Source organism: Palleronia sp. LCG004 (genome assembly GCF_032931615.1).
Lineage (GTDB): Bacteria > Pseudomonadota > Alphaproteobacteria > Rhodobacterales > Rhodobacteraceae > Palleronia.
This window is the reverse complement of record NZ_CP136759.1, coordinates 1,302,523-1,317,998: the sequence shown is the minus strand read 5'-3', so window position 1 is coordinate 1,317,998 and position 15,476 is coordinate 1,302,523. Positions and strand designations below refer to the sequence as shown.

General features: G+C 63.7%; 17 protein-coding genes and 1 riboswitch. Of the genes, 14 read left to right on the top strand and 3 right to left on the bottom strand.

From position 1 onward, the window contains the following. Positions 1-10 precede the first annotated feature (10 nt). A complete protein-coding gene (locus RVY76_RS06355) occupies positions 11-523 on the bottom strand; it encodes a winged helix DNA-binding protein (protein WP_317376545.1) in 513 nt (170 codons plus the stop codon). Between the two features lie 60 nt (positions 524-583). Further along, positions 584-1,261: a spermidine synthase gene (locus RVY76_RS06350; RefSeq protein ID WP_317376544.1), complete on the bottom strand. Its 678-nt coding sequence runs from the start codon at positions 1,259-1,261 to the stop codon at positions 584-586. Between the two features lie 106 nt (positions 1,262-1,367). Between RVY76_RS06350 and miaB the strand changes: the two genes are divergently transcribed. From miaB to metK, 6 genes are all read left to right on the top strand, one after another. Beyond that, complete coding sequence (gene miaB / locus RVY76_RS06345) at positions 1,368-2,675, top strand: tRNA (N6-isopentenyl adenosine(37)-C2)-methylthiotransferase MiaB (RefSeq protein ID WP_317376543.1); 1,308 nt, start codon at positions 1,368-1,370, stop codon at positions 2,673-2,675. 130 nt (positions 2,676-2,805) lie between these two features. Beyond that, positions 2,806-3,819, top strand: coding sequence for a PhoH family protein (locus RVY76_RS06340; RefSeq protein ID WP_410796022.1), 1,014 nt, complete (start codon positions 2,806-2,808; stop codon positions 3,817-3,819). Further along, the gene (ybeY, locus tag RVY76_RS06335; protein ID WP_317376542.1) at positions 3,812-4,366 is read left to right on the top strand and encodes an rRNA maturation RNase YbeY; all 555 of its coding nucleotides are present in this window, start codon (positions 3,812-3,814) and stop codon (positions 4,364-4,366) included. The genes RVY76_RS06340 and ybeY overlap by 8 nt, the downstream gene beginning before the upstream one ends. Beyond that, positions 4,363-5,226, top strand: coding sequence for a CBS domain-containing protein (locus RVY76_RS06330; RefSeq protein WP_317376540.1), 864 nt, complete (start codon positions 4,363-4,365; stop codon positions 5,224-5,226). Before ybeY ends, RVY76_RS06330 begins: the two co-directional genes overlap by 4 nt. Further along, positions 5,219-6,709 carry an apolipoprotein N-acyltransferase gene (gene lnt / locus RVY76_RS06325; RefSeq protein ID WP_317376539.1) on the top strand — a complete coding sequence of 497 codons (1,491 nt, stop codon included), beginning with the start codon at positions 5,219-5,221 and terminating at the stop codon, positions 6,707-6,709. Before RVY76_RS06330 ends, lnt begins: the two co-directional genes overlap by 8 nt. A gap of 35 nt (positions 6,710-6,744) precedes the next feature. Continuing rightward, a riboswitch (SAM-SAH riboswitch) is annotated at positions 6,745-6,795 on the top strand. A gap of 4 nt (positions 6,796-6,799) precedes the next feature. Continuing rightward, a complete protein-coding gene (gene metK / locus RVY76_RS06320; RefSeq protein ID WP_317376538.1) occupies positions 6,800-7,984 on the top strand; it encodes a methionine adenosyltransferase in 1,185 nt (394 codons plus the stop codon). Positions 7,985-7,986: 2 nt separating this feature from the next. Here metK and RVY76_RS06315 read toward each other — a convergent pair whose 3' ends face one another. Next, positions 7,987-8,547, bottom strand: coding sequence for a peroxiredoxin (locus RVY76_RS06315; protein WP_317376537.1), 561 nt, complete (start codon positions 8,545-8,547; stop codon positions 7,987-7,989). 63 nt (positions 8,548-8,610) lie between these two features. Between RVY76_RS06315 and trmB the strand changes: the two genes are divergently transcribed. From trmB to RVY76_RS06275, 8 genes are all read left to right on the top strand, one after another. Beyond that, a complete protein-coding gene (gene trmB / locus RVY76_RS06310) occupies positions 8,611-9,309 on the top strand; it encodes a tRNA (guanine(46)-N(7))-methyltransferase TrmB (RefSeq protein ID WP_317376536.1) in 699 nt (232 codons plus the stop codon). 235 nt (positions 9,310-9,544) lie between these two features. Then, a complete protein-coding gene (gene aroA / locus RVY76_RS06305) occupies positions 9,545-10,897 on the top strand; it encodes a 3-phosphoshikimate 1-carboxyvinyltransferase (protein WP_317376535.1) in 1,353 nt (450 codons plus the stop codon). Next, the gene (locus tag RVY76_RS06300) at positions 10,894-11,307 is read left to right on the top strand and encodes a GFA family protein (RefSeq protein WP_317376534.1); all 414 of its coding nucleotides are present in this window, start codon (positions 10,894-10,896) and stop codon (positions 11,305-11,307) included. Before aroA ends, RVY76_RS06300 begins: the two co-directional genes overlap by 4 nt. A gap of 22 nt (positions 11,308-11,329) precedes the next feature. Beyond that, on the top strand, positions 11,330-11,938 hold the full coding sequence (locus RVY76_RS06295) for a d(CMP) kinase (RefSeq protein WP_317376533.1): 609 nt from the start codon (positions 11,330-11,332) through the stop codon (positions 11,936-11,938). Positions 11,939-12,152: 214 nt separating this feature from the next. Continuing rightward, positions 12,153-13,829, top strand: a complete 1,677-nt coding sequence (rpsA, locus tag RVY76_RS06290) for a 30S ribosomal protein S1 (RefSeq protein ID WP_317376532.1) — start codon at positions 12,153-12,155, stop codon at positions 13,827-13,829. A gap of 283 nt (positions 13,830-14,112) precedes the next feature. Continuing rightward, positions 14,113-14,394 carry an integration host factor subunit beta gene (gene ihfB, locus RVY76_RS06285; RefSeq protein ID WP_317376531.1) on the top strand — a complete coding sequence of 94 codons (282 nt, stop codon included), beginning with the start codon at positions 14,113-14,115 and terminating at the stop codon, positions 14,392-14,394. Between the two features lies 1 nt (position 14,395). Next, positions 14,396-14,773 carry a LapA family protein gene (locus tag RVY76_RS06280; protein WP_317376530.1) on the top strand — a complete coding sequence of 126 codons (378 nt, stop codon included), beginning with the start codon at positions 14,396-14,398 and terminating at the stop codon, positions 14,771-14,773. Between the two features lie 5 nt (positions 14,774-14,778). Further along, positions 14,779-15,420: a phosphoribosylanthranilate isomerase gene (locus RVY76_RS06275; RefSeq protein WP_317376529.1), complete on the top strand. Its 642-nt coding sequence runs from the start codon at positions 14,779-14,781 to the stop codon at positions 15,418-15,420. Positions 15,421-15,476 lie beyond the last annotated feature (56 nt).

Genomic DNA, 15,476 nt, shown 5'->3' with positions numbered 1-15,476 from the left:
TGCGCGCCGCTCAGAACGAGGCGGCCGCGCGGCTTGCCTGGTCATATTGCCCCGAGAGCCGGCGCAGGAGCGCTGCTGCATCGCGCAGGACCTCGCCCTCCATGTCGCTTGGGGGGAGGCCCTGAAGGAAGCATTGCTGCCGCAGGGTACGGTAGCGGTCGCAGAGATCGCGCCCCTCGGACGAGGTAATGTAGAAGACTTCCTTGCCTCGCTTTTCCGCGGTGAGAAGGTCGAGCTTCACGAGCTTCCTGAGAGCGTAGGTCACGGTATGCGTGTCCTCGATATTCAGCAGGAAGCAGATATCTCCCACACGCTTGGCGCGGTCGCGATGGTTGGTGTTGTGCAGCACGAGGATCTCGAGCGGTGAAAGACCTTCCATCCCGGCTGCGGCCATGCATTTTGCCATCCAGCGATAGAATGCGTTGTGGGCGACGATAAGCCCGTACTCCAACTCGGACATTTCCCAGCAGGGCCCTTCGGCCAGGTGGCGGGAAGACACGATGCGCTGGCGTTCTTCGGACATAAGGGACCTCCGTTGACGAATTGACGATATTTTATCGATGAAATTCGTGACTTGCGAGGGTCAGGAAGGTCTCCGGGCGATCCAGATCACGTGTCTCGGGCCGCGTTTACCTGCGCGTGCCCGGACCATCTCGGTCCGTATGTCATAACCTGCATCCGCAAGACGTCGCTCGAAACCGCGGTCCGGATGCGCGGACCAAATCGCGAGGATACCTCCCGGACGAAGGGCCGCCCACGCCCTTGCGAGGCCCCCCGCATCGTAGAGCCGGTCGTTTCCTGGCCGTGTCAGGCCGTCCGGTCCGTTGTCGACATCGAGCAGGACCGCATCGTAGGGCACGCCGGGCTCCCGCAGGATCTCGGACACGTCGCGGGACAGGAGGGTGACGCGAGCATCGTCAAGGCTGTTCCCGAAGACGGGGGCGAGCGGGCCGCGTGCCCAGTCGATGAGCCGGGGCACGATCTCGGCCACGTCGATGCAAGCATCGGAGCCGAGGATGGGTTGCGCCGCGCGCAGGGTGAAGCCCATGCCGAGACCGCCGATCAGGATCCTCGGAGCGGTACGGTCATCGAGCGCGTCGATGGCGAGAGTTGCCAGAGCCTCCTCCGAGCCGCCGAGACGCGAATTCATCAGCTCGTTTCCGTCTCCCAAGCGGATCGAGAATTCCTCGCCCCGCCGGAAGAGGCGTAGAACATCGCCGTCCGGCGCAGTGGTTTCGTCGAGGCGGATCCAGGGAAGCATGGGGCGCGACCTATCGCGATCGTGTGCGCGACGCCAGCGCCGTTGCGGAACGGACCTTCTTGCCTTATTGAGCGCGGCATTCCCGACAGACCCGAGGACCGGCCCAATGTCAGAGACGCGCAAGCTCTTCATCAAGACCTATGGCTGCCAAATGAACGTCTACGACAGCGAACGCATGGCCGAAGCGCTGGGCGGGCAGGGCTACGTCGAGACCGATACGCCCGACGACGCCGACATGATCGTCCTCAACACCTGCCACATCCGCGAGAAGGCGGCCGAAAAGGTCTATTCGGAGCTGGGCCGGTTCCGTGAGTTGAAGGCTGCAAAACCCGGTCTGAAGATCGGCGTGGCGGGATGCGTGGCGCAGGCCGAGGGCGAGGAGATCATGCGTCGTCAGCCACTGGTCGATCTGGTCGTGGGGCCGCAGAGTTATCACAAACTGCCGCAGCTCGAAGCACGAACCCGCGCGGGAGAGAAGGCGCTCGATACGGACTTCCCCGAAGAGGACAAGTTCGACCATCTGGCCGCACGTCCGAAGGCCCGACGCGCCCCGGCAGCGTTCCTGACCGTTCAGGAAGGATGCGACAAGTTCTGTGCCTTCTGCGTCGTGCCATACACGCGCGGCGCGGAGGTGAGCCGTCCGGCCGAACGCGTCATGTCCGAGGCGCGCGATCTGGTCGAGCGAGGGGTGCGCGAGATCACGCTTCTGGGGCAGAACGTCAACGCCTATCACGGCCATGACGGCGGGCTCGCCGGGTTGATCCGGGATCTGGCCGGGATCGACGGGCTCGAGCGTATCCGTTTCACGACCTCGCACCCGAACGACATGGACGACGCGCTCATTGCCGCGCATGGCGAGGTCGAGAAGCTGATGCCCTATCTGCACCTCCCCGTGCAATCGGGCAGCGACAAGGTGCTGAAGGCAATGAACCGGAAGCACGACGCCGAGAGCTATCTGCGGCTGATCGAGCGGATCCGAGCGGCGCGCCCGGACATCCTGATTTCGGGCGACTTCATCGTGGGCTTTCCGGGGGAAACCGAAGAGGATTTCCGGGCGACGATGGATCTGGTGTCGGCGGTCGAATACGGGCAGTGCTACAGCTTCAAGTACAGCCCCCGGCCCGGCACCCCGGCAGCCGAGCGTTCTCATGTCGACGAAGCGACGAAGGACGAGCGCCTGCAACGGCTTCAGGCCCTGCTGCGATCGCAGCAGCGCGTGGTGCAGGACCGGATGGTCGGACAGGAGGTGAACGTGCTCTTCGAACGCGCGGGGCGTGCCGCGGGTCAGATGGTCGGCAAGTCCGACCACCTTCATTCCGTATTCGTCGAGGCGGAGGATGTCGCAATCGGGGATCTGCGCCGAGTTCGGATCGTCGAAAGCGCCGCAAATTCCCTGAGAGCGGAACTCGTCTGAGCGGGCTTTCACGTGCCTGAAGCTGTGTGCGGATGTCCGACCACCGTACGGTAGCCCTTGCACGGGGCGGACAAACTTCCCACCATTACCCCGAGCCGACCAGTCAAGAACGGAGTTTCGCTTGGCCCCCATCCCCAGTCCCGTCACCGCATCCCAAGGTGCAAATCCGGCCAAGCGCCCGTCCGAGACGGGACTCGAATTTCCCGACAATCGCCTGCTCATAGACCTCTGCGGACAGTTCGACGCGAACCTCGCCATGATCGAACAGGCGCTCGAGGTTCAGATCGTGCGGCGCGGCAACCATCTCGTCGTCATGGGGGACGAGGGATCGGTCGCACGTGCGGCCGATGTTCTGCGGTCGCTCTACGACCGGCTCGAAGCGGGAAAGCCCGTGCTGCCCGGTGATGTCGACGGTGCGCTTCGCATGGATCAGCCCAACGACGAGGATCCCCCCCGAGACGGCGACCAGATGGAGATGTTCCACTCGGGTGGCGTCGAGATCAAGACGCGCAAGAAGCTTGTCGAGCCCCGTACCGACGCCCAGAAGGCCTATGTCCGCGCGCTCTTCGCGAACGAGCTTGCCTTCGGGATCGGTCCCGCCGGCACCGGCAAGACGTATCTCGCCGTGGCCGTCGGGATCAACATGTTCATCAACGGCGAGGTCGACCGCATCATCCTGTCGCGTCCCGCCGTCGAGGCGGGCGAGCGTCTGGGCTTTCTGCCCGGCGACATGAAGGAGAAGGTCGATCCCTACATGCAGCCGCTCTACGACGCGCTGAACGACTTCATGCCGGGCAAGATGCTTGCCAAGCTCATGGAAGAGAAGCGGATCGAGATCGCTCCGCTGGCCTTCATGCGAGGTCGCACGCTCAGCAACGCGTTCGTTGTTCTCGACGAGGCGCAGAACGCGACGGGCATGCAGATGAAGATGTTCCTGACCCGTCTGGGCGAAGGATCGAGGATGGTCATCACGGGCGACCGGACGCAGATCGACCTCCCGCGGGGGCAGGTGAGCGGCCTCGCCGATGCGGAGCGACTGCTGCAGAACATACCGAAGATCAGCTTCAACTACTTCACGAGCAAGGACGTCGTCCGGCATCCGCTGGTCGCGAAGATCATCGAGGCGTACGAGGCCGATGCCTGACACGAGCATCGACCAGCCGGTCGTCGATCTCGCGATCGAGGATGAACGCTGGTCGTCATGTCCGCTGGAGAGAATCGCGTCGAGAGCGAGCATCACGACGTTCGAGCATCTCGGGCTCGGAGCAGACTGGGAAATCGCGATCCTTGCCTGCGACGATGCGCGTATCGCCGTGCTGAACGGCGATTTCCGCGGTAAAGACCTGCCCACGAACGTACTGTCCTGGCCATCCGTGGAACGCAGCGGCCATGACGAAGGCGCGACGCCCCGCGCACCAGATCCGGCCGATCCGGAACTCGGCGATATCGCGATCGCCTATGATACCTGTGCGGCGGAGGCCGAGGCTGCGGGCATACCGTTCGAGGATCACGTGGCGCATCTGATCGTCCATGCGGTTTTGCACCTTCTGGGATACGATCACGAACGCCCCCTCGACGGCGACCTGATGGAGGCGCTCGAGGGGAAGATACTTGCGCGGATGGGCATTCCGGACCCATATGCGCGGGATCGAGCCTCGATAGAGGCGTCATTGACTGGAAAGGCAAGATGAGCAACGCAGACGAGCCGGGCATCGACCGGCCCGATACGGATGGCGACGAAGACGACAGTCAGGAGCGCGGTTTCTTCGGCAGGATCTTCGGAGCCTTCTCAAATTCGGAGGACGACGAGACCGAGGAGAACGGATCGCCGATGCGGCTGCCGCCCGGACTTCTCAATCTGAGGCGGATGCGGGTGGAGGACGTTTCGATCCCGACGGTCGAGATCGTTTCCGTTCCCGTTGAAACGGACCTCGAGGAACTTGTGAACGTGTTCCGCGAATCCGGCGTGACGCGTCTCCCGGTCTACGAGGGCTCCCTCGACATGCCGCTGGGCATGCTGCACCTCAAGGATCTCGCGTTGCGGCATGGTTTTGGCAAGACGTCCGATTTCGACATGCGCGAGATGCTCCGCCCGCTCATCTATGCTCCCCCCTCCATGCCGATCGGCGTGCTTCTGCAGAAGATGCAGACGGATCGGATGCATATGGCCCTCGTGATCGATGAATATGGCGGGGTGGACGGGCTGGTCACGATCGAGGATCTGATCGAACAAGTCATCGGAGAGATCGAAGACGAACACGACATCGAGGAAGACAAGTACTGGACCGTCGAGAAGGGCGGGTCCTACCTCGCCCAGGCCAAGACCCCGCTCGAGGAATTCGAGGCCGAGATCGGCATGCGGCTCGTCGATCCCGAGGAAGACGAGGAAATCGACACGCTTGGCGGATTGGTCGTTCTGCTGACGGGCAGGGTTCCGATACGCGGAGAGGTCGTCCCGCATCCCTCCGGCCCCGAATTCGAGATCGTCGATGCCGATCCGCGCCGGCTCAAACGGCTTCGGGTAAGGGTTCCAGAAACCCGGGATGCTTAAGAACGACCGGGTGCGCCCGATCGCGACGAGCTTGGTCGGAGGCCTGCTTGCCGGGTTCGGGCAGGTGCCGTTCGGGCTTGCGCCAGCTGGTCTCGTCGGGCTCGCCATCCTTGCCGTGCTTGGATCACGCGCGCGATCGGGCCGAGAGGCGGCGCTTTTTGGGTTTGCCGGCGGAACCGGTTACTTCGCGCTGACACTTCACTGGATCGTCGAGCCGTTTCTCGTCGATGTCGCGCGCCACGGGTGGATGGCACCTTTCGCCTTGATCCTCATGGCGACGGGCTTCGCGCTATTCTGGGCCATGGCGCTCTGCTGTGCGCACCATCTGGGCCGCGGCGGGCGCTGGCGATATGCGCTTGCTTTCGGGGTGGCGCTTGCCTCGGTGGAGATGTTGCGAAGCTACGTGTTGACGGGATTTCCCTGGTCGCTCCTCGGATATATCTGGTCCGAGAGCCCGGGTGCACAGCTTTCTTCGATTTTCGGTCCCTTCGGTCTGACGTTGCTTACCACGCTCGGAGCGGGATGTGCTGCGATGTGTTGCGGGTGGATGCGACGCGGTACGGGAGTGATACTGCTCTGGGCCGGAATTGCGCTCGCAGGGTGGTGGGTGATGCCCGTCGAGCAGAACGCGGCCCCGAACGCGGCCGTTGTTCGCCTCGTCCAGCCGAACGCGCCGCAGGACGAGAAATGGGATCCCGATCTCGCACAGGTCTTCTTCGAACGGCAATTGAGCTTCAGTGCCGAAGGGCCGCGTCCCGATCTGATCGTCTGGCCCGAGACCGCCGTTCCCTATCTCATCGACGAAGGGCATCCGATCCTGATGGACATTGCCGGTGCGGCGGGCGGTGTACCGGTCGTTCTCGGCGCGCAGCGATATGAGGGCGCGAGGATCTACAACACGCTCTTTGTGGTCGACGGTAACGGGATGATCGCCGAGCGCTACGACAAGCATCACCTTGTCCCCTTTGGAGAATACATGCCCTTCGGTCGGCTGACCCGGCTGGTGGGTCTGCAGAGCTTCGCGGCGCAGGACGGGTACGGCTACAGTGCTGGCCCGGGGCCCCGGCTTCTCGATCTCGGGTCCCTCGGTCGCCCGCTTCCACTCATCTGCTACGAGGCGATCTTTCCTCAGGATGTCTCGTCCGCGCCTTCCCGACCCGACTGGCTGTTGCAGATCACGAACGACGCTTGGTTCGGCACCTTCGCAGGCCCGCAACAGCATCTGGCGCAGGCGAGGATGAGGGCCATTGAACAGGGTCTGCCGATGGTGCGCGTCGCAAATACCGGAATCTCGGCGGTCATCGATGCCGCCGGTCGCGTGGTGGCGATGCTGCCGCTCGGGCAGGCGGGCTATCTCGATCAGCCGTTGCCGAGATCGCTGCCGCCCACGACCTATGCGCGGGCAGGGGATCTGCCCGTCTTGCTGTTGCTCGTACTCGCGTTCACCGTGCTGTGCTTTAGCAGGGTCCGATTGAGAGGTTGAATAAGCCTTGAACTGCGGCTACGCGGGAGCGTCCTTACGGCGTACAACGGCTTCCTGGCGTGCGTCGCGCATATCCTAATGGAGCACTTCATGGCACGGCAGAACTACATCTTCACTTCGGAGTCGGTTTCCGAAGGGCATCCCGACAAAGTCTGCGACCGGATTTCCGACGCCGTGCTCGATGCATTCCTGTCGCAGGAACGCGAAGCACGCGTGGCTTGCGAGACCTTCGCCACGACCGATCGCGTCGTCATCGGGGGCGAGGTCGGGCTCGCCGACAAGGCCAAGCTCGCCGACTATTTGGGGCGGGTCGAACAGATTGCGCGCGATTGCATCCGCGACATCGGCTACGAGCAGGACAAGTTCCACTGGAACACCTGCGAGATCACCAATCTGCTACATGCGCAGTCTGCGCATATCGCCCAAGGCGTCGACGCGGAAGGCGACAAGGACGAAGGTGCAGGCGATCAGGGCATCATGTTCGGCTACGCGGTCGAGGATACACCCGAGTTGATGCCTGCGCCGATCCATTACGCGCACCAGATCCTCAAGCGCCTGGCCGATGTCCGGAAGGATGGTACCGAACCCACGCTCGGTCCCGATGCGAAGTCGCAGATCTCGCTGCGCTACGAGGACGGCAAGCCCGTCGAGGTCACGCAGATCGTTCTCTCGACCCAGCACAAGCACGAGACGCAGACGAGCGACGACATCCGCGCCATCGTCGAGCCATATATCCGGGAGGTTCTGCCCGATGGCTGGCTGACCGACGCGACCGAATGGTGGGTGAACCCGACGGGCATTTTCGTGATTGGTGGGCCGGACGGCGATGCAGGGCTGACGGGACGCAAGATCATCGTCGATACCTATGGTGGCGCGGCGCCTCATGGCGGTGGCGCGTTCTCGGGCAAGGATCCGACCAAGGTCGATCGCTCGGCGGCCTACGCTGCTCGATACCTCGCCAAGAACGTGGTCGCTGCCGGCCTTGCGAAGCGCTGCACGATCCAGCTCAGCTACGCCATCGGGGTTGCCAAGCCGCTCTCGATCTATGCCGATACATACAATACCGGCGAGGTCCACGAAGAGGCGATCGAGAAGGCCTGCTACGATTGCATGGACCTGACGCCGCGCGGCATCCGAGAGCACCTCGAGCTCAACAAACCCATCTACGAGCGGACCGCTGCCTACGGTCATTTCGGCCGCGCGCCCGAGGCCGACGGAGGGTTCTCGTGGGAGCGCACCGATCTTGCCGATGCGCTCAGGCGGGCGGCCGGCTGATTTCAGCTGCGGGCGCGGAGCCAGTCGGCGACGTGACCCGCATCCGCATCGGGCGGGAAGACCGGATAGAACACTTTCTTCACCTCGCCGTCTTCGACGATCATCGTCAAACGCTTGAGACGCGTTTGTCCGTCCGCTTCGAAGGTCGGTAGGAGCAACTGCTCGGCAAGTTCCAGATGGTGGTCCGAGACGAGGGAGAACGGCAATCCGAGCCGTTCCGCGGCCTCCGCCTGTTCACCCGGTTCTTGCGTGGACAGGCCGTAGACCTGATCCGCGCCCAGCGATCTGAGCTCGTCCAGACGATCTCGATAGGCGCAACTTTGCGGCGTGCAACCGCGCGCGCCCGGAATTTGGTCCCATCCATCGGGCGCGGCGCGATCCGGTCGACCCGTCATCGGATAGCAGTAGACGACACTGAGGCCCGGCATCGTTGCGAAGGAAACATGCGCGCCGCCCGTCGATGGCAACGGCAGATCCGGCAGGAGCGTACCCTCCAGATGATCCGCGGCGCCGTCGTTCTCGGGCGCGGGAATGGTCGACCAGTCGGGTGTCTCGTTGCTCATTGCGGCTTCTCCTGTCATCGAGGCGCGTTGCGCCCGTTCGTCGACTGACATATGTGCGCCGCCATGACCGACAAGCCGACCCATGCGCCCTGGCGCAACTTCTATGGCCGCCGCAAGGGCCACAACCTTCGCCAGAGCCAGGAGGCTTACCTGGCCGAGGATCTCGCGCGGCTGAGCCCCGGTGCGGTCGATTGGGAGGTCAATCCAGGCCGTGCGCCGCTCGATCTGGCTGGCCTGTTCGGAGGCCGACCCGTCTGGCTGGAGGTCGGGTTCGGCGGGGGAGAACATCTGGTCCATCAGGCCGCTTCGAACCCGGATGTCGGCATTATCGGTGCCGAGCCCTATATCAACGGCGTCGCCATGCTTCTGGGGAAGATTCGCGAGGCCGGGGTGTCGAACCTCGCCGTGCATCCGGGCGACGTCCGCGATCTGTTCGACGTTCTGCCTGACGCCTCGATTTCGCGCGCATTCCTTCTCTATCCCGATCCATGGCCCAAGGCACGTCATCATCGGCGGCGGTTCGTCACGCCCGAGCATCTCGGTCCGCTTGCCCGTGTAATGGCACCCGGGTCGGCATTCCGGGTGGCAACCGACATTCCCGATTACGTCCGCCAGACGCTGGAGGAGGTCCCTCCAGCAGGATTCGATCTGAAGGACGAGGGGGGAACGCCCTGGGACGACTGGATCTCTACACGTTATGAGCGAAAAGCGCTCCGTGAGGGTCGAACGCCACACTACTTGACCTTCCGGCGAAAATCGTAGGCACGAAGGCGCGCATCACGGATTCGCGATTTTGACGGATCGCGCGGAGGTGGCATCGCTCGGATCATAACAACAATGTTCCGAGGCAGTCCCCATGAACCGCAAGCTCAAGCTCGTCGCGCTTCCCGTCTTCGTTTTCCTGTTCATTCCGCTGGCGGTTCTCATCTAGCCTTGCGGCGGCCGGGGCCATCCCTATTGTCGCGCGGGTTGCATCCAATCCGCGAGTGAGGTCCCGATGTCCGCCCATGGCGATCCCGCCCCCCTGCAATCGCGCCGCGCCGGACCGTTGCGCGGTACCGTCGAGGTCCCAGGTGACAAGTCGATCAGCCATCGCGCCCTGATCCTCGGCGCGATGGCGGTGGGCGAAACACGCATCACGGGGCTTCTCGAAGGGCAGGACGTGCTCGATACCGGTCGCGCGATGGCCGCGTTCGGAGCCGAGGTCACCCGCCATGGTCCGGGCGAATGGACAGTCAACGGCGTGGGTGTCGGAGGTTTCGCCGAGCCCGACCACGTGATCGATTGCGGCAATTCCGGTACCGGCGTCCGCCTCCTCATGGGGGCTGTCGCGACCCATGACATGAGCGTGACCTTCACCGGCGATGCTTCGCTCAACGGGCGGCCGATGGGACGCGTGACCGATCCGCTGGCACAGTTCGGTGCGCGGGCGGTCGGGCGTTCGGGGGGCAGGTTGCCGCTAACGCTCGTCGGGGCCGCGCAACCGGTCCCCGTGCGCTACGCAACCCCCGTGCCCTCGGCTCAGGTCAAGTCCGCGGTGCTCCTGGCGGGGCTCAACACACCCGGGCAGACCGTCGTGATCGAGCGCGAGGCGACGCGTGACCATTCCGAGCGGATGCTGGCTGGTTTCGGTGCGGAGATCACGACGTGCGATACCGATGAAGGTCGTGAGATCACGCTGACGGGCCACCCCGAACTGACGCCACAGCAGATCGCGGTGCCCCGCGATCCGTCGAGCGCGGCCTTTCCGGTCTGCGCTGCGCTGATTGTCGAGGGTTCCGACGTGCTGGTTCCCAATATCGGCCTGAACCCCACGCGCGCCGGACTGTTCGAGACATTGCTCGAGATGGGCGCGGATCTGACATACGAAAACCAGCGCGAGGAGGGTGGCGAGCCTGCGGCAGACCTTCGGGCACGGTTCTCGCCCGACATGCGCGGTATCCGGGTGCCGCCCGAGCGCGCGGCTTCGATGATTGACGAGTATCCGATCCTGTCCGTCGTCGCCTCTTTCGCCGAGGGTGTCACCGACATGCCGGGCGTGGCCGAACTGCGCGTCAAGGAGAGCGACCGGATCGATGCGATGGCGCATGTCCTGCGCGCCTGCGGAGTCGAGATTGAGGATGGCCCGGATTGGTGGCGCGTGACCGGGCGCGGTGCAGGCGGCGTTCCGGGCGGCGCGACCGTCGCGGCACGGCTCGACCACCGCATCGCGATGTCCGCGCTGATCCTCGGGATGGCGAGCCGCGAGCCGGTGACGGTGGACGACGCAAGCCCCATCGCTACATCGTTTCCAATCTTCGAGGCGCTGATGAAGGATCTCGGCGCGAGCCTGACGCAGGAGACGGAATGATGTTCAGTGACGAGGCCGACCTCCCGGTCATGGGCGGATGCCTCTGCAACGAGGTTTCGTTCCGCGTGCGCGGCTCCCTTTCGCCGGTCTTCGCCTGCCATTGCCAGCAATGCCGGCGCATGTCCGGGCATTACTGGGCCACGACGAATGCCCCGCGGGAGAATGTCGAGATCGAGGGCGATCTGCGCTGGTACGAGAGCTCCGACAAGGTGCGTCGCGCCTTCTGTCCCGAATGTGGATCTTCGCTTTTCTGGGATGATGGCGGCAAGACGCTGGGTATCGCAGCCGGGGCGCTCGACAAGCCCACCGGTATCACGCTGGCCGGACACATCTTCTGCGCGGACAAGGGTGATTACTACGAGATCGAGGGCGACCTGCCGAAGCATGACACGTGGCCACCCGCAAAGTGACGACTGATAACCGGAGAGCCCCATGGGAATGACGATCGCCGTCGACGGCCCGGCCGCCGCCGGGAAGGGAACGATCTCGCGCGCTCTCGCCCTTCACTTCGGCTTTGGCCATCTCGATACGGGGTTGCTCTATCGTGCGACGGCGGCACGTGTTCTAGGCGGTGATGATCCCGAGGTCGCCGCACGCGATCTGGGTCCTGCCGATCTCGAACGTCGCGACCTGCGCGAGGCCGCAGTAGCTGCGAAGGCATCCGAGGTCGCCGCAATTCCGGCGGTACGTGCGTCACTTCTTCAGTTCCAGCGTGACTTCGCGCGGCGTGGATCGGGGGCGGTGCTCGACGGACGGGACATCGGGACAGTGATTTGCCCCGATGCGGAGGTGAAGCTCTTCGTCATCGCCGCACCGGAGATTCGCGCCCGCCGCCGGTTCGACGAACTCGTGGCGGGCGGCGAGACGACCGATTACGAGACCGTCCTAGCCGATGTTCGCGCCCGCGATGCCCGGGACATGGGGCGCGCAGATGCTCCCATGCGCCCGGCAAACGACGCCGTCGAGATCGACACGAGCGATCTTTCTATCGACGAAGCGGTCGCGCGTGCCGTGGGAATCGTCGAGAACGCTCGCACCTGATCGACGCCGGTATGGACCTCGGGCCTTGCGTCCTTGGCCCGGATTGCGTAGAAGGCCCCCGTCGAAGGGGCGGGACAGCCCCGGACATGGGCAGGGCCGGCAGCGACCGGCCCTTTTGTCATATCCGGAACCCGTCCGTAACCTGACCAAGCCAAGACCGGCGGAGACAACCGCACGGCCCGTAACAGACCGAAAAAAGGAAATCATAGGCCACATGGCTCAAAACACATCCATGGAGGAATTCGAAGCCCTCCTCAACGAAAGCTTCGACATCGATACCCCCGACGAGGGATCCGTCGTCCGGGGCCGTGTCCTCGCCATCGAGGCCGGTCAGGCGATCGTCGACGTTGGCTACAAGATGGAAGGCCGCGTCGATCTGAAGGAATTCGCCCAGCCCGGCGAACAGCCCGACATCAAGGTCGGCGACGAAGTCGAAGTCTATCTCCGCCAGGTCGAGAATGCCCGTGGCGAAGCCGTGATCAGCCACGAAATGGCCCGTCGCGAAGCCGCATGGGATCGTCTCGAGAAAGCCTATGCCGACGAGAACCGCGTCGAGGGTGCCATTTTCGGTCGCGTCAAGGGCGGCTTCACCGTCGATCTCGGCGGTGCCGTTGCCTTCCTCCCCGGCTCGCAGGTCGATGTACGCCCCGTGCGTGACGCGGGCCCGCTCATGGGCCTCAAGCAGCCGTTCCAGATCCTCAAGATGGACCGCCGCCGCGGTAACATCGTGGTCTCGCGCCGCGCCATCCTCGAGGAGAGCCGTGCCGAGCAGCGCGCCGAAGTCATCGGCAACCTTGCCGAAGGTCAGGCCGTCGACGGTGTGGTCAAGAACATCACCGAATACGGTGCCTTCGTGGATCTCGGCGGTGTCGACGGGCTGCTGCACGTCACCGACATGGCCTGGCGTCGCGTGAACCACCCCTCGGAAATCGTGACGATCGGCGAGACCATCAAGGTCCAGGTCATCAAGATCAACAAGGAAACCCACCGCATCTCCCTCGGCATGAAGCAGCTGCAGGACGATCCGTGGGACACCGTCGAGGCGAAGTTCCCGCTCGACAGCACGCATACCGGTCGCGTCACGAACATCACCGATTACGGTGCATTCGTGGAGCTTGAGCCGGGCGTCGAGGGCCTCGTGCACGTCTCCGAGATGTCGTGGACCAAGAAGAACGTCCATCCGGGCAAGATCGTCTCCACCTCGCAAGAGGTCGAGGTCATGGTGCTCGAGATCGACACGCAGAAGCGCCGCGTGTCGCTCGGCCTCAAGCAGACCATGCGCAACCCGTGGGAGATCTTCGCCGAGACGCATCCCGAGGGCACGCATGTCGAAGGTGACGTCAAGAACATCACCGAGTTCGGTCTCTTCGTGGGGCTCGACGGCGATATCGACGGCATGGTTCACCTTAGCGACATCAGCTGGGACCAGCGCGGCGAGGACGCGATCCAGAACTTCCAGAAGGGCGATACCGTTCAGGCCGTCGTGACCGAAGTGGATGTGGAGAAGGAGCGAATCTCGCTCTCGATTAAGGCGCTCGACGACAGCTTCACCGAGGTCACGAGCGGCGTGAAGCGCGGCTCGATCATCACGGTCGAGGTCACCGCGATCGAGGATGGTGGCATCGAGGTGGAATATGAGGGTGCGAAATCCTTCATCCGCCGCAGCGATCTGTCGCGTGATCGCTCGGAGCAGCGCCCCGAGCGCTTCCAGGTCGGCAACAAGGTCGATGTCCGTGTGACCAACGTGGACCAGAAGACCCGCCGCCTTGGCCTGTCGATCAAGGCCCGCGAGATCGCCGAAGAGAAGGAAGCCGTGGAGCAGTACGGTTCCTCCGATTCGGGTGCTTCGCTCGGCGATATCCTGGGTGCGGCGCTCAAGGGCGACGACTGATCCCGGTTCGGGGAAGCCTCCGGGCCTCCCGATTGACGAAAGCGAAACCCGCGGCCTTGTTGCCGCGGGTTTCTTCGTTAATGATGACCCAAGCGGGACCGGCGGGGGTGATTTCGTCTGTCTTTGGGGCAGACGTACTTGAAATATGGGACAATTTTCGCGACGAAGTCAGGACCGCAGATAGTTTCCGCGGCGGGATGGATGTCGCTCCGACGAATTCCGACTATCAATGAATTGTCGCGCAACGCGCCGAGACTGCCTGCGCAAAAGGGGGAAGACGACGATGATCCGGTCCGAGCTGATCCAGAAGATCGCAGACGAGAACCCGCATCTTACACAGCGCGACGTCGAACGGATCGTCGGGACCATCTTCGAGCGAATCATTGATGCCATGGCGCGCGGTGACCGGGTTGAGCTGCGCGGCTTCGGAGCGTTTTCGGTCAAGAAGAGGGATGCGCGGCAGGGTCGGAACCCCAGGACCGGTGCCTCGGTTCAGGTTGAAGAGAAACACGTGCCGTTCTTCAAGACCGGCAAACTTCTGCGCGATCGCTTGAACGAAGGATAAGATGATGCAGCTCGTGAAATACGTCATTCTTGCGATCATCGCCGTGCTGTTGATCGTCGTTGCCATCGCCAATTCAGCGATGGTCACGTTGCGCGTCCTGCCGGAGGCGATGGCCGGTTTTCTGGGATGGTCATGGGAGCTCAGCCTGCCGATGTTCGTCGTGATCCTCGGCGCGGTGGTCATCGGCCTCTTGATCGGTTTCATCTGGGAATACCTGCGGGAGCACAAACATCGTGCAGCCGCGCGGACCGAGCGTCGCGAGAAGGAATCCCTTCGCCGTGAGAACGAGCGCCTGCGCGGGACCCGCCGGGACCCGAACAGCGGCACCACCCAAGACGACGTCCTCGCGCTTCTCGAGGACGGCAGCGTCCCCCGTTGACCTTGATGCCGGACGTTCGGATCAAGTTCTGCGGATTGACCGAAAGCGCTGACGTGGCGGCGGCGCTTCTTGCCGGTGCATCCTATCTCGGTTTTGTTTTCTTCCCGAAATCTCCGCGCAATCTGACGATCGACGATGCCGCCTTCATGGCCGGATCGGTTCCGGCCGGCACGACGAAGGTGGCTTTGCTGGTCGATCCCGAGGACGCGAAGCTCGACGAGATCATCGACCGAGTACCCCTCGACATGCTTCAGCTTCACGGTTCCGAAAGCCCAGATCGCGTGACCGAGATCCGCGCGCGCTATGGTTTGCCGGTGATGAAGGCCGTGGGCATCGCGACCGAAGAAGATCTGACGAAGGTAGACAGTTATGCATCCGTTGCGGACCAGCTGCTGATCGATGCCAAGCCGCCAAAGGGGGCTGACCTTCCCGGCGGGAACGGCCGTCCGTTCGACTGGGATCTGATTGCGCACCGCGACTGGGACCTGCCGTGGATGCTTGCAGGGGGACTCGGGCCCGACAACGTCGCCGAGGCCATTCGTCGTACCGGCGCGCGACAGGTGGATGTCAGTTCGGGCGTCGAGAGTGCGCCAGGCTTCAAGGACGGTCAGTTGATCCGCGCTTTCGCAGAGGCCGTGCGCGCCTGACACGTCGCTTGCCAGTCGGCCTAATCGACGTTACGCCTTTCTATCCACCGATGGAG